The sequence below is a fragment of the Mycobacterium kyorinense genome, from assembly GCF_002101735.1.
Lineage (GTDB): Bacteria > Actinomycetota > Actinomycetes > Mycobacteriales > Mycobacteriaceae > Mycobacterium > Mycobacterium kyorinense.
Genome location: NZ_LQPE01000154.1, coordinates 1 through 23,868, shown reverse-complemented (window position 1 = coordinate 23,868; position 23,868 = coordinate 1). Strand labels below are relative to the sequence as shown.

Annotated in this window: 22 protein-coding genes; 8 read left to right on the top strand and 14 right to left on the bottom strand. The window is 68.6% G+C overall.

What is annotated here, in order from left to right:
- The first annotated feature begins 18 nt into the window (after positions 1-18).
- The 3 genes from AWC14_RS21720 to ypfJ all read left to right on the top strand — a co-directional run bounded on the left by AWC14_RS21720 (position 19) and on the right by ypfJ (position 2,399).
- Positions 19-900, top strand: a complete 882-nt coding sequence (locus tag AWC14_RS21720; RefSeq protein ID WP_081968223.1) for an oxidoreductase — start codon at positions 19-21, stop codon at positions 898-900.
- A gap of 47 nt (positions 901-947) precedes the next feature.
- The gene (locus AWC14_RS21715) at positions 948-1,451 is read left to right on the top strand and encodes an SRPBCC family protein (RefSeq protein WP_045381752.1); all 504 of its coding nucleotides are present in this window, start codon (positions 948-950) and stop codon (positions 1,449-1,451) included.
- A 69-nt stretch (positions 1,452-1,520) separates the two neighbouring features.
- A complete protein-coding gene (gene ypfJ / locus AWC14_RS21710; RefSeq protein ID WP_045381755.1) occupies positions 1,521-2,399 on the top strand; it encodes a KPN_02809 family neutral zinc metallopeptidase in 879 nt (292 codons plus the stop codon).
- A gap of 6 nt (positions 2,400-2,405) precedes the next feature.
- On the opposite strand, the gene AWC14_RS21705 is transcribed toward ypfJ, so the two are convergent.
- Genes AWC14_RS21705 through AWC14_RS21695 form a run of 3 tightly spaced genes read right to left on the bottom strand, consistent with a single transcriptional unit; the run spans position 2,406 to position 5,120 of the window.
- Entirely contained in the window at positions 2,406-3,416 is a 1,011-nt protein-coding gene (locus tag AWC14_RS21705; RefSeq protein ID WP_045381757.1) for an Rv2578c family radical SAM protein, read from the bottom strand.
- A 31-nt stretch (positions 3,417-3,447) separates the two neighbouring features.
- Positions 3,448-4,323 (bottom strand): dihydrodipicolinate synthase family protein, encoded by an 876-nt coding sequence (locus AWC14_RS21700; protein ID WP_428838995.1) that lies wholly within the window; start codon positions 4,321-4,323, stop codon positions 3,448-3,450.
- A gap of 11 nt (positions 4,324-4,334) precedes the next feature.
- Positions 4,335-5,120: an aldolase gene (locus AWC14_RS21695; RefSeq protein WP_045381761.1), complete on the bottom strand. Its 786-nt coding sequence runs from the start codon at positions 5,118-5,120 to the stop codon at positions 4,335-4,337.
- Positions 5,121-5,191: 71 nt separating this feature from the next.
- Here AWC14_RS21695 and AWC14_RS21690 point away from each other — a divergent pair, with 71 nt between their 5' ends.
- Both AWC14_RS21690 and AWC14_RS21685 read left to right on the top strand, forming a co-directional pair.
- Complete coding sequence (locus AWC14_RS21690; protein WP_045381764.1) at positions 5,192-6,748, top strand: purple acid phosphatase family protein; 1,557 nt, start codon at positions 5,192-5,194, stop codon at positions 6,746-6,748.
- A gap of 57 nt (positions 6,749-6,805) precedes the next feature.
- On the top strand, positions 6,806-8,014 hold the full coding sequence (locus AWC14_RS21685) for an acyl-CoA dehydrogenase family protein (RefSeq protein WP_045381766.1): 1,209 nt from the start codon (positions 6,806-6,808) through the stop codon (positions 8,012-8,014).
- An 82-nt stretch (positions 8,015-8,096) separates the two neighbouring features.
- Here AWC14_RS21685 and hisS read toward each other — a convergent pair whose 3' ends face one another.
- Both hisS and AWC14_RS21675 read right to left on the bottom strand, forming a co-directional pair.
- Positions 8,097-9,359, bottom strand: a complete 1,263-nt coding sequence (gene hisS, locus AWC14_RS21680; RefSeq protein WP_045381768.1) for a histidine--tRNA ligase — start codon at positions 9,357-9,359, stop codon at positions 8,097-8,099.
- Positions 9,356-10,021 carry an MBL fold metallo-hydrolase gene (locus tag AWC14_RS21675; RefSeq protein ID WP_045382008.1) on the bottom strand — a complete coding sequence of 222 codons (666 nt, stop codon included), beginning with the start codon at positions 10,019-10,021 and terminating at the stop codon, positions 9,356-9,358. Before AWC14_RS21675 ends, hisS begins: the two co-directional genes overlap by 4 nt.
- Before the next feature lie 98 nt (positions 10,022-10,119).
- Between AWC14_RS21675 and AWC14_RS21670 the strand changes: the two genes are divergently transcribed.
- A complete protein-coding gene (locus tag AWC14_RS21670; RefSeq protein WP_045382010.1) occupies positions 10,120-11,007 on the top strand; it encodes a peptidylprolyl isomerase in 888 nt (295 codons plus the stop codon).
- Between the two features lie 12 nt (positions 11,008-11,019).
- Here AWC14_RS21670 and AWC14_RS21665 read toward each other — a convergent pair whose 3' ends face one another.
- The 9 genes from AWC14_RS21665 to AWC14_RS21620 form a co-directional block, all read right to left on the bottom strand.
- A complete protein-coding gene (locus AWC14_RS21665; RefSeq protein ID WP_045382013.1) occupies positions 11,020-11,745 on the bottom strand; it encodes a hypothetical protein in 726 nt (241 codons plus the stop codon).
- A gap of 29 nt (positions 11,746-11,774) precedes the next feature.
- Entirely contained in the window at positions 11,775-12,083 is a 309-nt protein-coding gene (locus AWC14_RS21660) for a helix-turn-helix transcriptional regulator (RefSeq protein ID WP_045381770.1), read from the bottom strand.
- A gap of 426 nt (positions 12,084-12,509) precedes the next feature.
- On the bottom strand, positions 12,510-14,867 hold the full coding sequence (locus tag AWC14_RS21650) for a RelA/SpoT family protein (RefSeq protein ID WP_045382016.1): 2,358 nt from the start codon (positions 14,865-14,867) through the stop codon (positions 12,510-12,512).
- 31 nt (positions 14,868-14,898) lie between these two features.
- Positions 14,899-15,414, bottom strand: coding sequence for an adenine phosphoribosyltransferase (locus AWC14_RS21645; protein WP_045382019.1), 516 nt, complete (start codon positions 15,412-15,414; stop codon positions 14,899-14,901).
- Positions 15,414-17,057 carry an ABC transporter substrate-binding protein gene (locus AWC14_RS21640; RefSeq protein WP_057003202.1) on the bottom strand — a complete coding sequence of 548 codons (1,644 nt, stop codon included), beginning with the start codon at positions 17,055-17,057 and terminating at the stop codon, positions 15,414-15,416. The genes AWC14_RS21645 and AWC14_RS21640 overlap by 1 nt, the downstream gene beginning before the upstream one ends.
- A gap of 4 nt (positions 17,058-17,061) precedes the next feature.
- Positions 17,062-18,285, bottom strand: a complete 1,224-nt coding sequence (secF, locus tag AWC14_RS21635; protein ID WP_045382022.1) for a protein translocase subunit SecF — start codon at positions 18,283-18,285, stop codon at positions 17,062-17,064.
- 4 nt (positions 18,286-18,289) lie between these two features.
- Positions 18,290-20,044 carry a protein translocase subunit SecD gene (gene secD / locus AWC14_RS21630; RefSeq protein ID WP_045381774.1) on the bottom strand — a complete coding sequence of 585 codons (1,755 nt, stop codon included), beginning with the start codon at positions 20,042-20,044 and terminating at the stop codon, positions 18,290-18,292.
- A gap of 64 nt (positions 20,045-20,108) precedes the next feature.
- Positions 20,109-20,447 carry a preprotein translocase subunit YajC gene (gene yajC / locus AWC14_RS21625; RefSeq protein WP_045381776.1) on the bottom strand — a complete coding sequence of 113 codons (339 nt, stop codon included), beginning with the start codon at positions 20,445-20,447 and terminating at the stop codon, positions 20,109-20,111.
- 15 nt (positions 20,448-20,462) lie between these two features.
- The gene (locus AWC14_RS21620) at positions 20,463-21,860 is read right to left on the bottom strand and encodes a serine/threonine-protein kinase (protein WP_085241453.1); all 1,398 of its coding nucleotides are present in this window, start codon (positions 21,858-21,860) and stop codon (positions 20,463-20,465) included.
- A gap of 62 nt (positions 21,861-21,922) precedes the next feature.
- Between AWC14_RS21620 and AWC14_RS21615 the strand changes: the two genes are divergently transcribed.
- Together AWC14_RS21615 and AWC14_RS21610 are read left to right on the top strand one after the other, a co-directional pair.
- On the top strand, positions 21,923-23,071 hold the full coding sequence (locus AWC14_RS21615) for an amidohydrolase family protein (RefSeq protein ID WP_045381779.1): 1,149 nt from the start codon (positions 21,923-21,925) through the stop codon (positions 23,069-23,071).
- Between the two features lie 2 nt (positions 23,072-23,073).
- Positions 23,074-23,745, top strand: a complete 672-nt coding sequence (locus AWC14_RS21610; protein ID WP_045381782.1) for a nitroreductase family protein — start codon at positions 23,074-23,076, stop codon at positions 23,743-23,745.
- The last annotated feature ends 123 nt before the right edge of the window (positions 23,746-23,868 follow it).

Here is a 23,868-nt window from a genome sequence, read left to right as displayed (position 1 = left end):
GTAATTTCGACGATCGTCATGGATATTGCACTCGTCGGTCCCGGAGCGGTCGGTACGACGGTCGCTGCACTCCTGCACGCGGCCGGTCACCAGGTGCTGCTGTGCGGCCGCACGCCACGCGACCGGATCGAACTGCGGCCCGACGAAGGCGATCCGATCGTGGTGCCCGGGCCGGTCTGCACCGACCCCGGCGAGGTCGGCGGCCTGGTCGACGTGGTGGTCCTGGCCGTCAAGGCCACCCAGAACGACGCGGCCGGCGGCTGGCTGACCCGGCTGTGCGACCAGCACACCATCGTCATGGTGCTGCAAAACGGGATCGAGCAGGTCGAGCAGGTGCAGCCGCACTGCCCGTCGTCGGCGGTGGTGCCCGGCATCGTCTGGTACAGCGCCGAGACCGAGCCGGACGGACGGGTGCGGCTGCGCACCGAGGCCCGGCTGGTGTTGCCCACCGGCCCGGCGGCCGAGACCGTCGCCGAGCTGCTGCGCGCCGCCGGCTGCGTGGTGGACTGCGACCCGGACTTCACCACCGCGCTGTGGCGCAAGCTGTTGGTCAACGCGCTAGCCGGGCTGATGGTGCTGACCGGCCGCCGCTCGGGCATGTTTCGCCGCGACGACGTGGCCGCGCTGTCGCGTGCCTACGCGGCCGAATGCCTGGCAGTGGCGCGCGCCGAGGACGCGCACCTCGGCGAGGATGTGGTCGACGAGATGGTCGAGATGTTCCGCCGCACCCCCGCCGACATGGGCACGTCGATGCTCGCCGACCGCGAGGCCCGCCGCCCGCTGGAATGGGACGTGCGCAACGGCGTAATCATCCGCAAGGCCCGCCGTCACGGCATCCCCACGCCGATCAGCGACATCCTGGTGCCGCTGCTGGCCGCCGCCAGCGACGGGCCGGGCTGACTTCGATTCCCTGCCCGTTTTCACCCCAAGGAGTGCCGATGCCGACAATGTTTCCCTGCGAACGAGTCGACGCGAGCTTCACCGAGACCGCGCCGTTTCGGTTCGCCAACAGCGTCGACCTGGCGATCACACCCGAGCAGCTCTTCGAAGTCCTCGCCGACGCCGACTCCTGGCCGCGCTGGGCATCGGTGATCACCAAGGTGACCTGGGCCAGCCCCGAGCCGCGCGGCGTCGGCACCACCCGCGTCGTGCACATGCGGGGCGGCATCGTCGGCGACGAAGAGTTTTTGGTCTGGGAACCGTTCACTCGCATGGCTTTTCGGTTCAACGAATGCTCGACGCGGTCGGTCGCCGCGTTCGCGGAGGACTACCGGGTCGAGGTCATCCCGGGTGGCTGTCGGCTGACCTGGACGCTGGCCCAAAAACCCGCCGGCGCGGCGAAGCCGGCGATGTTCGTGCTTCGGCCGCTGTTGAATCTGGCCTTCCGGCGGTTCCTGACCAACCTGCGCAGCTACACCGACACCCGCTTCGCCGCCAGCCGGCAGCGCTAACCACGGGCACGCCGGACCGCGCTGTGGAAAGCTGGTGCAAGCCACCACCGAGATGCAACGGAGCGCGTGATGACCTTCAACGAGGGAATGCAGATCGACACCAGCACCACGTCGTCGTCGGGCGGCGGCGGTCGCGGGATTGCGATCGGCGGGGGTCTGGGCGGGCTACTGATTGTGGTGGTGGCCATGTTGCTCGGCGTCGATCCCGGCAACGTGATCAACCAGCAGACGGTCAACACCCGCGAGGACGCGGCGCCGGGTTTCGACCTGAACAAGTGCCGGACCGGGGCCGACGCCAACAAGTACGTGCAGTGCCGCGTGGTGGCCACCGGCAACTCCGTCGACGGGGTCTGGAAACAGCTGATGCGCGGATACACCCGGCCGCGGGTGCGGCTGTTCAGCGGGCAGGTCGGCACCGGGTGCGGGTCGGCCACCAGCGAGGTGGGCCCGTTCTACTGCCCGGTGGACCAGACCGCCTACTTCGACACCGACTTCTTCCAGGTGCTCGTCGACCAATTCGGTTCCAGCGGTGGGCCGTTGGCGCAGGAGTACGTGGTGGCTCACGAGTTCGGCCACCATGTGCAGAATCTGCAGGGCAACCTCGGCCGCGCCCAGCAGGGCGCGCAGGGCGCGAGCGGCAACGGTGTGCGCACCGAGCTGCAGGCCGACTGCTATGCCGGCGTGTGGGCGCACTACGCGTCGATCACCAAGCAGGAAAGCACCGGCGTTCCGTTCTTGGAACCGTTGAGCGACAAGGACATTCAGGACGCACTGTCGGCGGCGGCGTCGGTGGGCGACGACCGCATCCAGCGGCGGGCCACCGGCCGCACCAACCCGGAGTCGTGGACGCACGGTTCCTCTGAGCAACGGCAGCACTGGTTCACCGTCGGCTATCAGACCGGTGACCCCAACCAGTGCGACACCTTCCGCGCCGCAGAGCTCGGGTAGCGCCGGCTAGAACAGCGTCGGCTGCAGCGGGGCGGCTGCTGCCACCGGAGCCGGCCCGCTGGCCGGCAGCCGGTCACCGCCGAGCCGATACTTCGCCAGAAGCGGTGCCGCGCGGGCCTTTAGCTCGTCGCGGTAGTGCGGCGGCAAATAGGCGCCGCGGCGATACAGCTCGCGATACCGGGCGACCAGATCCGGGTGGGTTCGCGCGAGCCACGACATGAACCAGCCGCGCGTCGAACCGCGCAGATGTAGTCCCATCACTGTTGCCCCGGTGGCCCCGGCCCCGGCGATCTGACTCAGCAGCTCGTCGAGCTGCTCGACGGAATCGGTCAGGTGCGGCAGCACCGGCGCCACCATCACGTGACAATCCAGGCCGGCGTCGCGGATCGCGGTGATCAGTGCAAGCCGGGCCTGCGGGCCGGGCGTTCCGGGTTCGACGGCGCGGTGCAACCCGGGGTCGCCGACGGCCAGCGAGACGGCCACCCGCACCGGCACCCGCGCGGCGGCGTCGGCGATCAGCGGCAGGTCGCGGCGCAGCAGCGTGCCCTTGGTCAGGATCGACAGCGGCGTGCCCGAGTCGGCGAGCGCGCCGATGATGCCGGGCATCAACGCGTAGCGCCCCTCGGCGCGTTGGTAGGGGTCGGTGTTGGTGCCCAGTGCGACGATGTCGCGCCGCCAGGATTTACGGTGCAGCTCACGGCGCAGCACGTCGACGACGTTGGTCTTGACGATGATCTGGGTGTCGAAGTCGTTGCCGCAGTTCAATTCCAGGTACTCGTGGCTGGGACGGGCGAAGCAATAGCGGCACGCGTGCGAACAACCCCGGTAGGCGTTGACTGTGTAGTGAAACGGCAACGCCGACGCGTCCGGGACCTTGTTCAGCGCCGACTTGCACAGCACCTCGTGGAACGTGATGCCGTCGAAGTGCGGTGTGCGCACGCTGCGGACAAACCCGATGCGCTCCAAGCCGGGCAGCGCCCCGTCGTCGACGGCGACCCCCTGGCGGTCCCACCGCATACCTCAATTCGAACTGATGTTCGGACGTATGTCAAGCGTCGGCGAGCAACTCCCGCAACCTGGCCCGGCCCTGGTCGTCGAGCGGCAGCAAGGGCCGTCGAGGATCTCCCACCCCGGCGCCCAGCAGTTCCAGGCCCGCCTTGACGGTGGTGGCCAGCCCGCCCGCGACGATGAACTCCAGCAGCGGCTTGAGCTCGTCGTAGATCTTCTGCGCTGTGTCCAGGTCGCCCGCGTGCACCGCGTCGTACAGGTCGATGCAGGGCTGCGGCCGCAAACACGGTGCGGCCGTGCACCATCCGGCCGCCCCGGCCTTGAGTGCCTCGAGCACCAAGGGGTTGCTGCCGTTGTAAAAGGGCAGCTGTCCCCCGCTGAGCTTGTCGATGCGGTGCATGCGCGACAGGTCGCCGGTGGACTCCTTGACCATGGTCAGGTTGTCGATCGTCTCGAACATCCGGACCAGCAGCTCCGGGCTCATGTCGATGCCGCTGGTGGCCGGGTTGTTGTACGCCATGATCGGGATCCCGATCGACTCGCCGATGCCGGTGTAGTGCGCCACGATCTCGCGTTCGGTCAGCTTCCAGTAGGACACCGGCAGGATCATCACCGCGTCGGCGCCGGCCTTCTCGGCGTACTGCGCGCGCCGAATCGTGTTAACGGTGGTCAGATCCGACACACCGACGACGACGGGCACCCGACTGTCGACGGCGGCGATCGTGGCGTCGACGACGGTGTCGAACTCGTTCTCGTCGAGGTACGCCAGTTCGCCGGTGCTGCCGAGCGGGGCGATCGCGTGGACTCCGGAACTCACCAATCGATCCACCAGCGTGGCCAGCGCACCGGTGTCGATGGCGTCGCTGGCATCGAACGGGGTGACCGGGTAGGCGATGATGCCGTGGATGTCGGGCACTGCGGAACTCCTCAGTTGCTGAAAACGTCAGGGTGGCGCGCGAGCGCGCGGCGGGCATAGTAGGCGAAATTCGCCCTGCTGCGTTCGGGTCTCAGCGTCCAGTCGTGCGCCTCGCGGGCGAGCTTCTCCGGAAGTTCTTTGATGGTCCCGGCGGCCATGGCGGCCAGTTGCAGTTTGGCCGCCCGCTCGATCAGCACCGCCAGCGAGCAGGCCTCCTCGATGCTGGCTCCGGCCACCACCTCCCCGTGGTGTGCGAGCAGGATGGCCTTCTTGTCGCCGAGGGCGGCGCTGATGATCTCGCCCTCCTCGTTGCCGACCGGAACGCCCGGCCACTCGGCCAGGAACGCGCAGTCATCGTAGAGCGGGGTGGTGTCCATCTGTGAGACCACCAGCGGAACCTCGAGCATGGCCAACGCCGCGCAGTGGAAGGCGTGGGTGTGCACGATGCAGGTCACGTCAGGTCGCGCCCGGTAGATCCAGCTGTGAAAACGGTTGGCGGGGTTGGCTATTCCGTCACCGTCGAGTACGTTGAGGTCCTCGTCGACCAGCAGCAGGTTGGCGTCGGTGATCTCGTCGAACCCCAGGCCCAGCCGCTGGGTGTAGTACGTCCCGGGCTCTTCGGCCCGCGCGGTGATCTGGCCGGCCAGACCCGAATCGTGTCCAGCGTCGAACAGTGCCCGGCAGGTCAGCGCCAGCTTCTGGCGGGTGGTCAAACCCGACTCGCCGACATTGGCGGCCAGAGCGTCCTGCGCGCGCTGCATCAAGTCGGCCTTGGAATCAGTGAACGTGGTGGCCATGTCTGCCAGGCTACTTGGCTGCCATACACGGGTTTGGCCCATGCTCGGCGAACATCCGGTAAGAAGCAGGAGTGAGCGAAGAACCCGGCGGCATCAGCCGGCGAACGGTGCTGACGACGGGCACGGCGGCGATCCTCGGCGTAGGAGTGGGCGGCGCCGCGGCCACGCTGCTGCAGTCGCGGGGTCCCGCGCTGTGGACGCAGCCCGGTCGCAGCGGCGCGCCGCCGGTCGGCGGTCTGCACCTGCAATTCGGCAAGCATGCCGCCAGCGAGGTAGTGGTGTCGTGGCACACCATCGACCCGGTGCACAACCCGCGGGTGATGGTGGGCACCCCGGCGTCGGGCTTCGGCCGCACCGTGCCGGCCCAGACCCGCACCTATCGGGATGCCAAGTCGCGCAACGAGATTCGCGTCAACCACGCGGTGCTGGACAACCTGGCGCCCGACACCGACTACGTGTATGCGGCGGTGCACGACGGCACCAGCCCGGAGCTCGGCACGGTGCGCACCGCCCCGTCGGGCCGGAAACCGTTGTCGTTCACCAGCTTCGGCGACCAGGCCACCCCGACGCTTGGTAGGCGGATGGGCAACAGCTATACCAGCGACAACCTCGGCTCGCCGGCCGCCGGCGACACCACCGCCGCGATCGAACGCATCGGCCCACTGTTCCACCTGGTCAACGGCGACCTGTGTTATGCCAACCTGGCCACCGACAGGGTTCGCACCTGGTCGGACTGGTTCGAGAACAACAGCCGCTCGGCGCGTTACCGGCCGTGGATGCCCGCGGTCGGCAATCACGAAAACGAGCTGGGCAACGGGCCGGTGGGTTTCGCGGCGTATCAGGCCTTTTTCGGGTTGCCCGATTCCGGGGCGGACGCCGAGCTGCGCGGCCTGTGGTATTCGTTCACCGCCGGTTCGGTGCGGGTGATCAGCCTGTCCAACGACGACGTGTGCTTTCAGGACGGCGGCAACTTCTACGTGCACGGCTATTCCGGTGGGGCGCAACGCCGTTGGCTGGAAAGCGAACTGGCCGAGGCGCGGCGCGATCCCGACGTCGACTGGGTGGTGGTGTGCATGCACCAGACGGCGATCTCGACGGCGGACCGGACCAACGGCGCCGACCTCGGAATCCGCCAGCAGTGGCTGCCGCTGTTCGACCGCTTCGGCGTCGATTTGGTGGTGTGCGGCCACGAGCACCATTACGAACGCTCGCACCCGGTGCGCGGCGCGGTGGACAACGAGAGTCGCACACCGATTCCCGTCGACACCCGTGGCGACGTCATCGACACCAGCCAGGGCACGGTGCACGTGGTGATCGGCGGCGGCGGCACCTCGGCGCCGTCGAACACGATGTTCTTTCCGCAGCCGCGCTGCCGGGTGCTGACCGGCGTCGGCGGATTCGATCCGGCGCGCGGGCGCAAGGCGCCGATCTACGTGACCGAAGACGCGCCGTGGTCGGCGTTTCGCGACCGCGACAACCCGTACGGTTTCGTGGCCTTCGACGTCGACCCCGGGTCGCCGGGCGCGAACACCTCGATCACCGCGACGCACTACGCGGTAACCGGGCCGTTCGGCGCGATGACCGTCGTCGAGAAGTTCGTCCTGACCAAGCCCCGCGGCGGGTCCTGACCAGCGATGGTAATGTCATTTCCGTTTTAGACGAATGACACTCTCGAGAGGCGTCGCATGCGAGAAGAATCGGTGGCGCAGTTCGCCGAGCGCGCCCGCGCCTGGCTGGCCGACAACATGCCGCGCATCGACCCGGACAACCCGCCGTTCGCCGACCGCGGCGCCGAAGCGTCGTGGCAGCGGGCCCGCGAATTGCAGCGCCGGCTCTACGACGGCGGGTTCGCCGGGATCTGTTTCCCCCGCGAGTACGGCGGGCTGGGGCTGGACATCGAGTATCAGAAGGCCTTCGACGCCGAGTGCGTCGACTACGAAATGCCGCTGATCCTCAACACGCCGACCTTCACGATCTGCTGTGCGACCATTCTCGACACGGCCAGCGAAGAGCAAAAGCGCCAACGCATTTCGGCGGCGCTGCGTGGCGACGAGGTGCTCGTGCAGCTGCTCTCCGAGCCCAGCGGCGGATCGGATCTGGCCGGGGTGATCACCCGCGCCGAGCGCCGCGACGGCAAGTGGGTGGTCAACGGCGCCAAGACCTGGAGTACCGGCGCGTTCGCCGCCGACTATGGACTGCTGCTGGCGCGCACCAATTGGGACGTGCCCAAGCACGACGGGCTGACGATGTTCTTGGTGCGCATCGACAGCCCGGGCATCACGTTGCGCCGCATCACGCAGGTGAACGGGTCGACGGAGTTCTGCGAGGAGTTCTTCGACAACCTCGAGCTCAGCGACGACGACGTGGTCGGCGAAGTCGACCGGGGCTGGGATGTGGCGTCACGCCAGCTCTACCATGAGCGTCGCGCGGTCGGCGGGGGCTCGGAGTTCGCCAGCGGGACCGGCAGCGAAAACGCCCAGGACCACCCACCCGACTATGTCGCGCTGGCGCGGGCGATCGGGTGCGACTCCGACCGTGTTCGCGGTGCCGCGGGGCGGGCGCTGGTGCACCGCGCGGTGCGCGATCAGCTGATCGACCACGTCTACCGCGGCGTGCTGGACGGCTCGCTGCCCGCGTCGGCGGGTTCGCTGATCCGGCTCTTCCACGCCGAGGCCATCGAACTCGAGGTCGACACCGCGCTGGAGATCGCGGGCACCTCCGGCGTCGTCGGGGAGTTGCTCAGTGTGGGTGAGCGCTACCTGTCCCGGCAGACCGCGGCGCTCGGCGGCGGCAGTACGGAGATGGCGCGCAACGTGATCGGCGAACGGGTGTTGGGTTTTCCACGCGAATACGCCGCCGATCGCGGGGTGCCGTTCAACCAGGTCAAGCACTGAGCTCTTTGCCGCTTTTTGCGGCCAGCGTGCACAAATGTACGTACTTTGAGCGGTTTTGGCGTACAAATGCGCACGCTCGCGGTTAAGGACGCAGCTGCGAAAGGACTTCGGCGACAACGGCGTCGGCGGCGACGTCGACCTGCTCGCCGCTCGACAGATCCTTGACGCCGACGGTGCCGGCCTCGATATCGCGCTCACCCGCGACCAGCGCGACCCGCGCGCCCGATCGATCAGCTGCCCGCATCGCGCCCTTGAGGCCGCGGTCGCCGTAGGCCAGATCCACCCGCACACCGGCGGCCCGCAGCTGCCCGGCCACCACCGCGAGCCGCAGCTTGGCCTGCTCCCCCAGCGGCACCGCGAACACGTCGCAACGGGCCGCCACACCGACGCTTTTGCCCTCGGCCTGCAGCGCCAGCAAGGTGCGGTCCACGCCGAGCCCAAATCCGATACCCGAAAGATCTTGTCCACCAAGCTCTTTCATCAGCCCGTCGTAACGGCCGCCACCGCCGATGCCGGACTGCGCGCCCAGGCCGTCGTGCACGAACTCGAAGGTGGTCTTGGTGTAGTAGTCCAGCCCGCGGACCATCCGCGGATTGATCACATACGGCACGCCGAGCGCGTCGAGGTGCGCCAGCACCGTCTCGAAATGCTGCTTGGCCACGTCGGAGAGGTGGTCGAGCATCACCGGGGCGTCGGCCGTCAGAGCTTTGACGTCCGGGCGCTTGTCGTCGAGCACCCGCATCGGGTTGATCTCGGCGCGCCGGCGGGTTTCCGGATCAAGGTCGAGCTGAAAGAGGAAGTCCTGCAACAGCTCTCGGTATTGCGACCGGCAGGAGTCGTCGCCCAGCGAAGTGATCTCCAGCCGGAAGCCGTCGAGCCCCAGCGACCGAAAACCCGCGTCGGCCACCGCGATCACCTCGGCATCCAGCGCCGGGTCGTCGACGCCGATCGCCTCGACACCGACCTGCTGCAGCTGGCGGTACCGGCCGGCCTGCGGTCGTTCGTAGCGGAAGAACGGGCCCGCGTAGCGCAGCTTGACCGGCAGCACGCCACGGTCGAGGCCGTGCTCGATCACCGCGCGCACCACCCCGGCGGTGCCTTCCGGCCGCAGCGTCACCGAGCGGTCGCCGCGGTCGGCGAAGGTGTACATCTCCTTGGACACCACGTCGGTGGACTCCCCCACCCCGCGGGCGAACAGCGCGGTGTCCTCGAAGATCGGCAGCTCGATGTCGCTGTAGCCGGCGCGGCGGGTGGCGTCGAGTAACCCGTCGCGCACCGCGACGAACGCCGCCGAATCCGGCGGCACGTAGTCGGGTACGCCCTTGGGCGCGCTGAATTGGCTCACGCGCTCAGGCCTTCGAGGAACGGGTTGTGGCGGCGCTCGGCGCCGATCGTGGTCCTGGGGCCGTGACCCGGGAGCACCACGGTGTTGTCGTCGAGCACCAACAGCTTGTCGACGATCGACGTGATCAGGTCGCGGCCACTGCCGCCGAACAGGTCGGTGCGGCCCACCGAGCGCTCGAACAGCGTGTCACCGGTGAACACCACCTCCGAGGCGTCGCCGGCCACCCGGAACACCACCGAGCCGCGGGTGTGCCCAGGCGTGTGGTCGACGGTGACGGTGATGTCGGCAAGGTCGATCTTGTCGCCGTCGCGGTCGAGTTCGACGACCTGCTTGGGCTCGCGGAACATCGCCGCCAGGAACAGCTGCCCGATCCGCGGGCCGAAGCCCTTGATCGGGTCGGTCAGCATGAACCGGTCCTGGGGATGGATGTAGGCCGGGCAGCCGAAGGTGTCGGACACCTTCTGCGCCGACCAGATGTGGTCGATGTGGCCGTGGGTGAGCAGGACCGCCGCGGGGGTCAGCCGGTTCTCGTCGAGAATGCGCCGCAGCGGGCCGAAAGCGCGCTGGCCGGGGTCGACAATGATGGCGTCCGACCCGGGCCGCTGCGCCAGCACGTAGCAGTTGCACGCCAGCAGCCCGGCAGGAAATGCGGAGATCAACACGGTCCCCAGTTTCCCACGCCAGGCTGCGGCACGGTCATTCGCCACGAACTGGCACACTCGTGCTGACTGAGCACAACGACCACGAAGGGATATCGGCGGTGCCGACCAACGAACAGCGACGTGCCACGGCCAAGCGCAAACTCGAGCGGCAACTGGAACGCCGGGCCGAACAAGCCCGTCGGCGCCGGCTTCTGACGATCATCGGCGCGGCGGTCGCGGCGGTGGTCGTGATCGCGGCGGTCGCGACGACCGTGCTGCTCACCAACCGCGAGCACAAACACAACACCGCCTCGCCGACCAGCAGCAGCGCGTCGGCGACGACATCGGCTCCCGGCGCGGCGCCGGCGGTGCCGCCGCTGCCGTCCTTCAAGCCGTCGGCCGACCTGGGCGCCAACTGCCAGTACCCGCCGTCGCCGGAACCGGCCAGCAAGGAGGTAAAGCCGCCGCGCACCGGCAAGGTGCCCACCGATCCGGCCACCGTCAGCGCCAGCATGGTCACCGACCAGGGCAAGGTCGGGCTGATGTTGGACAACGGGAAATCGCCGTGCACGGTCAACAGTTTCGCCAGCCTGGCGCAGCAGGGCTTCTTCAACGACACCCAATGCCACCGGTTGACAACGTCGCCGACGCTGTCCGTCCTGCAGTGCGGCGACCCGAAGGGCGACGGCACCGGCGGCCCGGGTTACCAGTTCGGCAACGAATATCCGACCGACCAATACCCGCCGAACGACCCCGCCCTGCACCAGCCCGTCGTCTACCCACGCGGCACGCTGGCGATGGCCAACGCCGGACCGGGCACCAACGGCAGCCAGTTCTTCATGGTCTACAAGGACTCGCAATTGCCGCCCGAGTACACGGTGTTCGGCAAGATCCAAGACGACGGGCTGGCCACCCTGGACAAGATCGCCAAAGCCGGCGTTGCGGGCGGCGGCGAGGACGGCGCGCCCGCCACCCCGGTGACGATCAAGTCGCTGATGCTGGACTGAGGCGCCGGCCCGCTACGACGGCAGGTTGTTGCCCGGGGTGAACCAGGCGACTTTGGCATTCCAGGATCGCGCCGATCCGTACGCAAAACCGATCGCGCCCAGGCATGCGCACAACCAGACGGGCAGCGTGATATCCACGCCGAGCTCCGCCGTGACCACTTGTATGGCGGTCGCTGCCACACCGAAGCCGGCCGAGATCAGGTAGAGGTTGACCGTCGCCGTCGAGCGGGGATCCTTCCGCAGGATGAGCAAGACCCTGCCCGCGTAGCCCAACAAATAGATCAGCAGGGCGCCCAACACCAGCCAATAGGCGCCGAACCACACCGTACTGACGTGCGCCGGGAACAGGTCCGGGTGATAGCCCTCATCGGCGACGACGAACACCGCCACGAGCAGCGGAATACCAAGCCGCAGCGGGGTTTCGATGTGCCGGCGAAACAGGATGCGCAGCGCTCGCGTGTCACCCAGGCGGGCCAGCCCGTGCAGGATGATGGCCGTCGCCGCGGCCACCAGGCAGATGTGGCCGAGCAGGTCTTCCACATTCCACCGGCCGGTGATGCGGTGCAGCGCCGGACCCAGCGTCGCCGACGCCCACGGCGACATCAGCAGCACCGCACAGCCCTGCAGGGCGATGTTCAGGCTCGCGCCGGCTTCCCAGCGGGACCGCCAGGTGTGGCGGCGGATCCACAGACTGTAGAAGATGGCGGCCAGCGTGGCGAGGATGAGTGCGGACATCATTGTCATCACCCAACTTACCCGCAATTCGGTCAGACCGGCGGCGTGCTGGAGTCGGGTTGAAGATCGCGCAATCTTGTGCGGTGGGGCGCTGATTCGACGTATTCGATGACTGCCTCCGGCGGGATCAGCCCGTAACGCACCTGCAGGTCGACCGGATTCAGCCCGAAGTATTTGGCGGCTCGGATCAGGTTGTCGGCCGTGACGAGCCTGCCTTCCCGAGCCGCCTTGTAGTAGGCCGATTTTCGGTAGCCGAACGCCTCGTACACCTCCGTGGCGGACAGAGGTCTGCCCACAAGGTAGGGCAGCACCACCGCCGGGTCTTTATCGCGGTCGTCCATGACCACCAACAGTGCTCTCGATGGACAAGGGGCCGATTACATGAACGTAAAAACCTTATTAACTACCAAAGTCTACTTTTACAGACTAGTGTTCTCTTATATAGCCCACGGCGGAAGAACACCATGTCTGCATGCCAGCGCAGCACCCTACGACTCGCGCGACGGGCAGTGGTCGCCGCCGCCGCTGTGCTGGTGATGCTGAGCGGCGCCGGTATCACGGGCTTGCCCGGACAGGCCCACGCGGATAATCCGCAGTGCGCCGCGGATCAGACGGATCAATGTCCGGCGCCACCGGACGTGTCGGCCGATCCGGCGACTGCGCCCCGCCTGCAGCAGCAGTCCGCGAATCGACCTCGCGTGCGGATTATCTGCCAGCCGGCGGCGAAGGTCGGAGCATTCTGCTACCGACGGATCGTGCGCTGAGCGTCACGCCGCCGACGTCACCCGGTAGACGTCGTAGACGCCTTCGACGTTGCGCACGACGTCGAGCAGGTGGCCAAGGTGCTTGGGGTCACCCATTTCGAAGGTGAACCTGCTGACCGCCACCCGGTCGTTCGACGTCGTCACCGACGCCGACAGGATGTTCACCTTCTCGTCGGCCAGCACCCGGGTCACGTCTGAGAGCAGCCGGTGCCGGTCGAGCGCCTCGACCTGGATCGCCACCAGGAACACCGACGACGGCGACGGCGCCCAGTGCACCTCGATGATGCGCTCCGATTGCTGTTGCAGCGACGCGGCATTGGTGCAGTCGGTGCGGTGCACGCTGACCCCGCCGCCGCGGGTGACGAACCCCATGATCGCATCGCCCGGCACCGGCGTGCAGCATTTGGCCAGCTTGGTCAGCACGCCGGGCGCGCCCGGTACCGCGACCCCGGTGTCGTCGGTGCTGCGCGTGCGTCGCAGCATCGTCGCCGGGGTGGACCGCTCGGCGAGGTCCTCCTCGGCCTGGTCGATGCCGCCCAGTTCGGCCACCAGCCGCTGCACCACGTGCTTGGCGGACACATGCCCTTCACCGATCGCGGTGTAGAGAGCCGACACGTCGGCGTAGTGCAGCTCGTTGGCGACCGCGGCCATCGACCCGCCATTGACCAAGCGCTGCAACGGAAGTCCGCCGCGGCGGACCTCGCGGGCCATCGCCTCCTTGCCGGCCTCCAGCGCCTCCTCGCGGCGTTCTTTGGCGAACCATTGACGAATCTTGGTCTTGGCGCGCGGCGACACCACGAACTGCTGCCAGTCCCGCGACGGCCCGGCGTTGGGCGCCTTGGACGTGAAAACCTCGACCACTTCGCCGTTTTCGAGCTTGCGCTCCAGCGCCACCAGCCGCCCGTTCACCCGGGCGCCGATACAACGGTGGCCGACCTCGGTGTGCACGGCATAGGCGAAGTCCACCGGCGTCGACCCGGTGGGCAGCGTGATCACGTCGCCCTTCGGGGTGAACACGAAAATCTCTTGCACCGCAAGGTCGTAACGCAGCGACTCCAGGAACTCGCCGGGGTCCGCGGCCTCACGTTGCCAGTCGAGCAGCTGGCGCATCCAGGCCATGTCGTCGATCTCGGCGGCGGCGTGCGGATGCGGAACACCGTTGCGGCCCTTGGCTTCCTTGTAGCGCCAGTGCGCGGCAATTCCGTACTCGGCGGTGCGGTGCATGTCGCGGGTGCGGATCTGCACTTCCAGCGGCTTGCCCTCCGGGCCGACGACCGTGGTGTGCAGCGACTGGTACACCCCGTAGCGGGGCTGGGCGATGTAGTCCTTGAACCGGCCCGCCATCGGCTGCCACAGCGAATGCACCACGCCCACAGCGGCGTAACAGTCGCGGATCTCGTCGCACAGGATGCGGATGCCGACCAGGTCGTGGATGTCGTCGAAGTCGCGGCCCTTGACGATCATCTTCTGGTAGATCGACCAGTAGTGCTTGGGCCGGCCCTCGACCGTCGCGTTGATTTTCGATGCGCCCAGCGTGGCGACGATCTCGTCACGCACCTTGGCCAGGTAGGTGTCGCGGGACGGGGCCCGGTCGGCCACCAGCCGCACGATCTCTTCGTACTTCTTAGGGTGCAGGATCGCGAACGCCAGATCCTCCAGCTCCCACTTGACGGTGGCCATCCCCAGCCGATGTGCCAGCGGCGCAATGACTTCCAGCGTTTCACGGGCCTTGCGGGCCTGCTTCTCCGGCGGCAGGAAACGCATGGTCCGCATGTTGTGCAGCCGGTCGGCCACCTTGATCACCAGCACCCGCGGGTCGCGGGCCATCGCGGTGATCATCTTGCGGATGGTCTCGCCCTCGGCGGCGCTGCCCAGCACCACCCGGTCCAGCTTGGTCACCCCGTCGACCAGATGGCCGACCTCTTCGCCGAATTCCTCGGACAGCTGCGCCAAGGTATAGCCGGTGTCCTCGACGGTGTCGTGCAGCAGGGCAGCCACCAGCGTGGTGGTGTCCATCCCCAGCTCGGCCAGGATGTTGGCGACGGCCAGCGGATGGGTGATGTACGGGTCGCCGGAATGACGCATCTGGTCGGCGTGCCGCTGCTCGGCGACCTCGTAGGCGCGCTGCAGGATCGACAGGTCGGCCTTGGGGTGGATCTCGCGGTGCACCGCCACCAGCGGCTCGAGCACCGGACTGACGGTGCTGCGCTGCGCGGTCATGCGCCGCGCCAACCGGGCCCGCACCCGTCGCGACGCGCTGGTGGAGGTCTTCAGCCCGATCCGGGGCTCGGCCGGCAGGGCATCGGGGACCTGCAGCGGCTCGGTGGGCGGCTGCAGAGCCGTGCGCTGGTCATCCGCCACGTTCGTCACCTCCGGCCTCCCAGGATATCGCTCAAACGCAGCGCAAGCTGTGGACCGGCAGCGGCGCAACCGCGTCGCGACCGCCCAGTCCGGCCAGCTCCAGCACGACGGCGGCCAGCGTCACGTGCGCTCCGCTGTACTCGAGCAGCCGGCGCGCCGCGGCCAGGGTCCCGCCGGTGGCCAGCACGTCGTCGACGATGACCACGCTGCGTCCGGCCAACTCGATGCCGTCGGCCGGGATTTCCAGGGTGGCGGTACCGTATTCCAGGTCGTAATGCTCGGCGCGCACCGGCGGCGGCAGCTTTCCGCCCTTGCGGATGGCCAGCATGCCGGTGCCCAGCCGGGCCGCGACGGCGCCGCCCACCACGAAACCGCGGGCGTCGACACCGGCGATCAGGTCGGCGCCGGCCGCCACGCCGGCCAGCGCCCCGGTCACGGCGGTAAAGCCGCGACGGTCGGCGAACAGCGGGGTGAGGTCTTTGAATTGGATTCCCGCCGTGGGGAAGTCGGCGATCTCGCGGGTCAACGATGCGATGAGCTCAGCAATCACCGCACCAGCACCCAGCGGTCCATGTTCCAGCCGGCGCCCCAGCGAGTCGGGTTGGCCGTGACGGCGTACATCTTCTTCGACGCCATCAGGGTGCGCTGCTGGCGATACAGCGGCAGCGTCGGCATGTCGGCCCACAGCACCGGCGCGCTCTCGGCCAGCAGCCGCACCAGCTCGGCCGGGTCAGCCGACACCGCCAGCGCGCTGATGATCCCGTCGATCTGGCCGTTGCTGTAGCCGGACAGATTGTTGCCGTTGCCGGTGTGCAGCGTGTAGGCGTCCATCGCCGGCGACCCGGTCGATCCGCTGCCGCTGGCGCCGCCGGTGGTGGCCAGCAGGACGTCGATCTTGCCGTCCCGCAGGGTCTGCGGGCCGGTGGTGTCGGAGGTGACGTCGGTGACCGTGATACCGGCCGGTGCGCAGGCCTTGGCGATCGCGCCGACGGTGGCGGCAAGCCGGGCGTTGGGCGCCCGGTAGCCGATGCGCACGCTCAGCGGCGCCCCGCCCAGCGTGCTGCGGGCCGCGTCGGGGTTGGCCTTGACGAATTTGCCTGCCTCGGGGACGTTTTCGGCTTGGGCGATGGCGTCCTCGGCGGCGGTGTGCAGCCGCGAGTTGGCGATCGGAACCCCGGCGTCGCGCGCGATCACATCCCGCGGTGTGCACGACGCGACGGCGCGACGCACGACCGTGTCGGCGAACCGGCCATTCGGCGCGAAGATCAGCTGCTGTATCCCGTCCGACGGCCCATCGGTGCGCCGGTAGTTGTCCGGGGTGATCACCGACCCCGACGAACCGGCCGCGACGTCGGCGACGTCGATGCTGCCGTTGTTGAGCCGGTCCTGGATGTCGGCCTTCTGCGGCCACACCGTGATCCGCTTGGTCATCGGCTTGGGGCCCCACCAGCGGTCGTTGGCGACCAGCACCACCCCGCCGTCGCTCAGCACCGATTCGATCTTGTACGGCCCCGACGACGGGAACCGCTTGGTGTCCAGGCCGGGCTTGAGGTCCCAGATCGTGTTCCACAGCCGCGCGATGCGCTCGACGGCCGGCATGTCCTTGCCCAGCACCGACGCGGTGACGTTGACACCCAGGTCGTCGGCGATCACGTGCGACGGCATCAGCGACGTCGCGGTGAACAGCTCGTCGTAGTCGACGACGCTGCGGTCCGGCGCGAACGACACCCGCGCCTTCTTCTGCCCGGGCTGGCAGTCGATGCCCGCGATGTCGATGTAGCCGGCCTGGGTGGCGGCGTCGAACCCCGGGAACTTGCCCGAGTGGGCGGCCCAGGTCAGCACCAGGTCGTCGCAGGTCACCGGCTTGCCGTCGGAATAGACGGCGTTGTCGGCGATCTGGTAGTCGAGCACCAGCGGCGCGCCGCCGACCACCGAGACCGTGCCGAAGTCATGGTCGGCCACCACTTGGCCGTCGGGTCCGTGGTAGCCGAAGCCGGTCAGGGTGCGAGCGAAGGCCTGCGCGCCCGCCGAGGCCGCACCGGTGACCGTGTTCGTGTTGTAGGTGACCAGCGCGCCGTCGACGGCGTAGTCGATCTGACCGGCGGCGCTGCCCGAACACGCGGTCAGCGGCGACAAGGCCACCAGCGTCGCCGTCGAGACGGCCGCAGCGCGCCGACGCCAGACAGCCATCGGGTTACCGCTTGTTTCGCTTGCCGGTCGGCCGTACCGGTCGCGCGCCCGGCGCCGGCTTGCTCGGCGCCGGCTTCTTCGGCGCGGCCGCGGTGGTGGTCTGCGGCTTCGGTTCCTCCTCGGCCGATTCCACAGGCTCCGAAGCCTTTTCGGAAGCGCCGTCGCGGCGCCGCAGCACCCGGCGGGTGTGGCCACGCACCAGCTCGGTGCGCTCGCGCAGCGTGACCAGCAGCGGAGTGGCGAAGAAGATCGACGAGTACGTGCCCACGATGATGCCGACCAGCTGCACCAGCGCCAAGTCCTTGAGCGTGCCGACGCCCAGCAGCCACACGGCCACCACCAGCAGCGCGATCACCGGCAGCACCGAGATCAGGCTGGTGTTGATCGAGCGCATGAACGTCTGGTTGACCGCCAGGTTCGCCTGCTCGGCGAAGGTGCGCCGCGTCGTGTGCTGGAAGCCGTGCGTGTTCTCCTCGACCTTGTCGAACACGATCACGGTGTCGTAGATGGAGAACCCGAGGATGGTCAGCAGGCCGATGACAGTGGCCGGGGTGACCTCGAAGCCCACCAGCGAGTAGACCCCCGCGGTGACGGTCACGTCGAAGAACATCGCGGCCAGCGCGGAGACCGCCATGTAGCGCTCGTAGCGCACGGTGATGTACAGAGCGACCAGCACCAGGAACACCACCAGCGCGATCACCGCCTTCTTGGTGATCTGACCGCCCCAGGTCGACGACACCGCCGAGTCGCTGATGGCCTGCTTGCTGGGTTTGCCGTCGGCGCCTTTCGGCTTGAAATGGTCGAACAGCGCGTTTTTCAGCTTGTTGGTCTGGTCGTTGGACAGCGTCTCCGAGCGGATCTGCACGGTCGCCGACGCGCCGTTGCCGACGATCACCACCGACTCGGCGTCCTTGCCGATCGTCTGCCGGAACACGTCTTCCACCTGGCTGACCTGGGTGTCCCCGCGCGGAAACGACACCTTGGTGCCACCCTGGAAATCGATGCCGAAGGTGAAGCCGCGCAACACAATACTGGCGATCGCGATCGCGACGATCGTGCCGCTGACCACGTACCACATGCGGCGGCGCCCGACCACCTCGAACGCACCGGTACCGGTGTAGAGCCGCGACAGGAAACTGTGATGCGGCAGCTGTGCGCCGTTGACGTCGTCGACGATGGTGGCGTCGGACTCGGTGAGTTCCACTGCTTCGCCAGCTTTCGAGGCCATTTCGCTATCCCCGTCCCGTATGCGCTGCAGCCCGGCGTTCGCGTGCAACCTGCTGTACCGCACCCAGGCCGTTGTAGGCCGGTTTGCCCAGTGTCGGCGACTTGGACGCGAGGTACACCAGCGGCCAGGTCACCAGGAACACCACGACGAGGTCGAGGATCGTGGTGAGGCCCAGGGTGAATGCGAAGCCCTTCACCTGTCCGATGGCCAGGAAGTACAGCACCGCGGCGGCCAGGAACGTCACCGCGTTACCCGACACGATGGTCTTGCGGGCCCGCGCCCAACCGCGAGGCACCGCCGAGCGGAACGAACGGCCCTCGCGGATCTCGTCTTTGATGCGTTCGAAGAACACCACGAACGAGTCGGCGGTGGTGCCGATACCGATGATCAGACCGGCGATGCCGGCCAGGTCCAGCGTGTAGTTGATATAGCGGCCCAGCAGCACCAGGATCGCGAAAACCATTGCGCCGGAAGCCACTAGCGACAGCGCGGTGAGCAACCCCAGCACCCGGTAATAGAGCAACGAGTACACCAGCACCAGCGCCAGGCCGATCGCGCCGGCGATCAGGCCCGCTCGCAGCGACGTCAAACCCAGTGTGGCCGAAACGGTTTCGGCCTCCGACGACTCGAACGACAACGGCAGCGAGCCGTATTTGAGGACGTTGGCCAGCTGGCGTGCGGTGTTGGCGGTGAACGGCGGATCACCACCGGTGATCTGGGTCCGGCCGCCGGGGATCGCTTCGCGGATCTGCGGGGCGCTCACCACTTGCGAGTCCAGCGTGAACGCGGTCTGGGTACCGACGTGCGCGGCGGTGAAGTCGGCCCAGGTGTTGGCCGCGGCGGTCTTGAACTGCAGGTCGACGACGTAGCCGCCGCTGCGCTGGTCCAGGCCGGAGCTGGCATTTTGGATCTGGTCGCCGCTGATGATCGACGGCCCCAGCAGATAGGCCATCTTGTGGTCCTTGTCGCAGGTAATCAACGGCAGCTTGGGGTCGTCGTTGCCGGCCAGGATGTCGTCTTTGCCGCACTGGGTGGCCTCGAACTGCAGGCCGTAGAACTGGATGGCCTTGTTGTCGCTTTGGCGCCACTTCTTCTCTTTGGCGATGCGCTCGGCGAGATCCTTGCGCGGGTCCGGCGGCCCGGGCTGCACGGGCGGCGCCGGCGGCGGGGGCGCCTGTCCCGGCGCCGGGGCCGGAGACGGCGGGGGCGTCGGCGGCGGCTCTTGCGGGTAGGGCCGCGGCTGCGCCGGCGGGGCCTGGCCCGGGGCGGGTTCGCCGGCCGGCGGGGCCGGCGCTTCCCCCGGCGCCGGAGCAGGTTCCCCGGCCGGGGGCTGCGGCTTGCCGGACGGCGCCGGTTGTTCGGGCGGCGGAGCGGTCTCCACCGGCAGCGCGTTGATCACGGGCCGGATGTACAGCCGCGCCGTCTGGCCCAGGTTGCGGGCCTCGTTGCCGTCGTTTCCGGGCACCGTGATGACCAGGTTGTCGCCGTCGACCACCACTTCGGAACCCGACACACCCAGCCCGTTGACCCGGGCGCTGATGATTTGCTGCGCCTGAGCCAGCGCGTCGCGCGTCGGCCTGGAGCCGTCGGGGGTGCGGGCGGTCAACGTGACCCGGGTGCCGCCCTGCAGGTCGATGCCCAGCTTCGGCGCGGCGCGCTTGTCCCCGGTCAGGAAGACCAGCAGGTACACGCCGATGAGCAGGGCCAGGAACACCGTCAGGTAGCGGGCAGGGTGCACCGGCGCCGAAGGCGATGCCACGTTGTTGAGTCTCCTCGTTGATTTACGACCGCACCCGCAAAGGTTACGTGCCGGTCAGCCGAACTCAGTCTTTGGGCGCTCGCTCCGGGTCGGCCGTGAGCTCGACCGCGTCAGACTCGTCGACCTCCACGGCCTCGGGCACCTCCGGCTCGATGCGGTCGCGGATCGCCAGCTTCATCCAGGTGGTGACCACGCCCGGGGCAATCTCGAGATCCACCGTGTCGTCGGTGATGTCGGTGACCGTTCCCTGCAGTCCGGAGGTGGTGTGCACCCGGTCGCCGACCTGCAGCGACTCGTGCAGGTCGATGGTGGCCTGCATCGCGCGCCGCTGACGCCGCGACGCGAAGTACATGAACACCCCCAGGATGACCAGCAGCGGCAAGAAGACGACCAGTTGTTCCATGCCCGCCAGTGTGCCCTACTCGCCGGCGTATTCGACCATCGGTTCGGTGTCGGCGACCTGTCCGTTCACCACGATCGTCAACCCGTCGCGGCGCATTTCGTAGCGCGTGCCGTCGTCGGGGTTCATCGCGTCGAAGCCGTCGCCGGCCGGCGTCGCCCCGGGCAGCTCGATGGCCGCCCCGTCCGAAAGCCGCACGCCGCGGTAGTAGTAGGTGCCGGCGGCCGCCGATTTGCAGACGACCAGCGCGGAATTCGTGGTCCGTTCGGCCAGCGCCGCCACGTCGGCCCCCCGGCACCGCGCCCCGGGGTAACGAAGAAAGCCGTGCGCGTCGGCGTCGGGCAGGGAGATCCCCGAGGTCGCCGACGCCGTCAACGAGGTCGTCGTCGGCTTGGGTGTGGCCCGGACCGGCTGGGTGCGCGACGACGGCGGTGCGGCCGGCGACGACCGGTGCTCGGGCCGGACGAGGACGACGGCGGCCGCGACAGCAGCGGCGACGGCGACCAGCCCTGCGATCGCCCCGGCAACCACCCGGCCCGAGCGTCCGGCCGGCTGGGAGCGCAGGTGCGGCGTCAGCTGCGGAGCGGCGGCGTCCAGCGCCGCGCGGGCCAGCTCACCGGCCGAGGCGAACCGCTCGTCGGCGCGTTTGGCCATGCCTTTGGCGACCACCGCGTCGAACGCCGGGCTGAGGCCCGGGCGGACCTGGGACGGTCGCGGCGGCGCCGAGAACAGGTGAGCAGCGATCAACTGGCTGACGTCGGCGCCGTGAAACGGCGCGGTCCCGGTCAGGCATTGATAGAGCAGGCAGGCCAGCGAATAGATGTCGGAGGCCGGCCCGAACGGCTCGCTGGTGAACCGCTCCGGCGCCATATACGACTTGGAGCCGACCAGGTGGCCGGTGGTGGTCAGGCCCGGGTCGACGCCGGAATACGCGATCCCGAAGCCCACCAGGTAGACGAAGCCGTCCGGTGTGATCAGCACGTTCTCCGGCTTGACGTCGCGGTGGACCAGCCCGTCGCGGTGGGCGGCGTCCAGCGCACTGGCCAGCTGGCTGATCACCGAGCCGGCCGCCTCGGGGCTCAGCGGGCCGTCCTCGGTCAGCACGGCTTTCAGGTTGCGGCCCTCGACCAACCGCATGTCGATGTAGAGCACGCCGTCGATTTCGCCCCAGTCGTGCACCGGAATGACGTGTGGTTCGGCCAGCCGCGCCGCCACCCGGGACTCGCGCTGGAATCGCCGCCGGTAGTCCTCGTCAGCGGCCAGGTCGTCGAGCAGCAACTTCACCGCGACCGTGCGTCCCTTGACCGTGTCGTACGCCCGGTACACCTCGCCCATGCCGCCGGCGCCGAGCAGCGCCTGCAACTCGTACGGCCCGAACATGCTGCCGACGCGTGAACCCTGCCGCGGTGAGGGCATGACGGCATCCTCTCAAACATCGAGCCCTTGACGTGGCAAAGCGAGAGTGAGACAACGGGCTTGTGACCGGCTCTGCGACTGGCATCGTCGACTCCGACCAACACCTCTACGAGAGCCGGTCCATGTGGGCCGACCACATCGACCCGGCCGCCCGCGACGACGCGCTGAGCCTGGTCGACGACGAGCTCGGCTACACGTGGCTGAGCTGGCGCGGCGCTCGCCTTGCGCTGGCCGACGTCCACCTCCCGGGCGACACCGCGTCGTGCGGCGAGCACCGCAACCGGCAGCGCGCCGGCCGGCCGCCCTCCTACCGCTACGACGAAGCGCTGCCGGACCCGTACTGGCAGCCGGCGGCCCGCCTCGACTGGCTCGACGGGGCCGGCCTGAGTCAGGCGGTGCTGTTTCCCAATTACGGTCTGCTGTGGGAGCGAAGGCTCTCATCGTCGCTGCCCGCGCTGACCGCGAACATGACGGCCTGGAACCGGTGGTGCGCGGCAGTGCAGGCCGAGGGCCGCGGGCGGCTGCACCCCGTCGCTCATCTCACGCTGCGCGACCCGCAGTGGCTGGAGACAGAGCTGAAAAGCATTGCCGCAGCGGGCATCCGGCTGGCCATGATCGGCGCCGGACCGGTCGACGGCCGCGCGCTGTCCCACCCCGACCACGACCGGATCTGGTCTGCGTTCGTCGAGCACGCCGTCACCCCGGTGTTCCACGTCGCCGATCAGGTGCGGGTCTTCGACGACTGCTGGTATCCCGACGACTCCGAGGACCTGGTGCCGGCCACCGAGGCGGTGTTCTTGTGGGTGCCGCCGGCGCTGGCGCTGACCGACCTGATCCTGCACGGGGTGCTCGACCGTCACCCCGGCCTGCGCTTCGGCGTCGTCGAGCTCAGCTCGGCGTGGGTGCCGCAGTTCCTGCTGATGCTCGACGGCGCGTCGGACTTCACCGCTCGGCTCAACGGCAAGCCGGTGGCGCCGCTGTCGCGCCGGCCCAGCGAGTACTTCCTCGACCAGGTGCGGGTGTCGTCGTTCTCCTACGAGGACCCCAAGGCGCTGACCAAGAACAGCGGCGACGTGTTCATGTTCTGCAGCGACTACCCGCATTCGGAGGGCACCGCGACCCCGCTCGACGACTATCACCGGATGGGCTGCCACGAGCACCAGATGCCCGGCCTGTTCCACGGCAACATCGACGCGCTGCTGGGACGGTAGGCATGGAACTCACCGAGGCGCTGCGCACCACCGGCGCGGTCCGCGACTTCACCGATCAGCCGGTCGACGACGCCACCGTGGCCCGCATCCTCGACACCGCCCGGTTCGCGCCCAGCGGCGCCAACGCGCAGGCGTGGCGGGTCGTGGTGCTCAAGGATCCCGAGCGGCGACGACGGCTGCGCGACCTGTACCTGCAGGGCTCGCGCGACTACATGGCGCTGAGCGCCGCCGGCCTGCGGCCGTGGGCGCCGACCAACGACCGCGACGCCGAGGCCCGCGCCCTGGCGGCCGAAAACCCCGCCGCGCCTGGCGGATTCGCCGAACGCTTCGACGAGGCCCCGGTGCTGCTGGCGCTGTTCGCCGACCTGTCGATGCTGGCCGCGGTGGACCGCGACGCCGACCGGTACACGTTTGCCGGCGGCGCATCGGTCTACCCGTTCGCATGGAGCATCGTGCTGGCCGCCCGCGAGGAGGGTCTCGGCGGCGTCATCACCACGATCGCGATTCGCGAAGAGCCGCAGGTGAAGTCGCTGCTCGGTGCACCCGACCACTTCGCTTTGGCCGCGGTGATCGCCTTGGGCCATCCGGTCCGGGCGGCCCGGCGCCTGCGGCGCGCACCCGTCGCCTCGTTCGCCACCGTCGACTCGATCGACGGCCCCGCATTCGGAGGATGACGGTGCCGTCAAATAAGCTTTGCGCGCCGTTAGTACCCGCTCTCCCGAAAGGACTCTCAATGAAGATGTCAAGCCGCCGACTTGGTGATCGGGGGTGATTCGGGTTGCCAGGTGCGGTTGTCA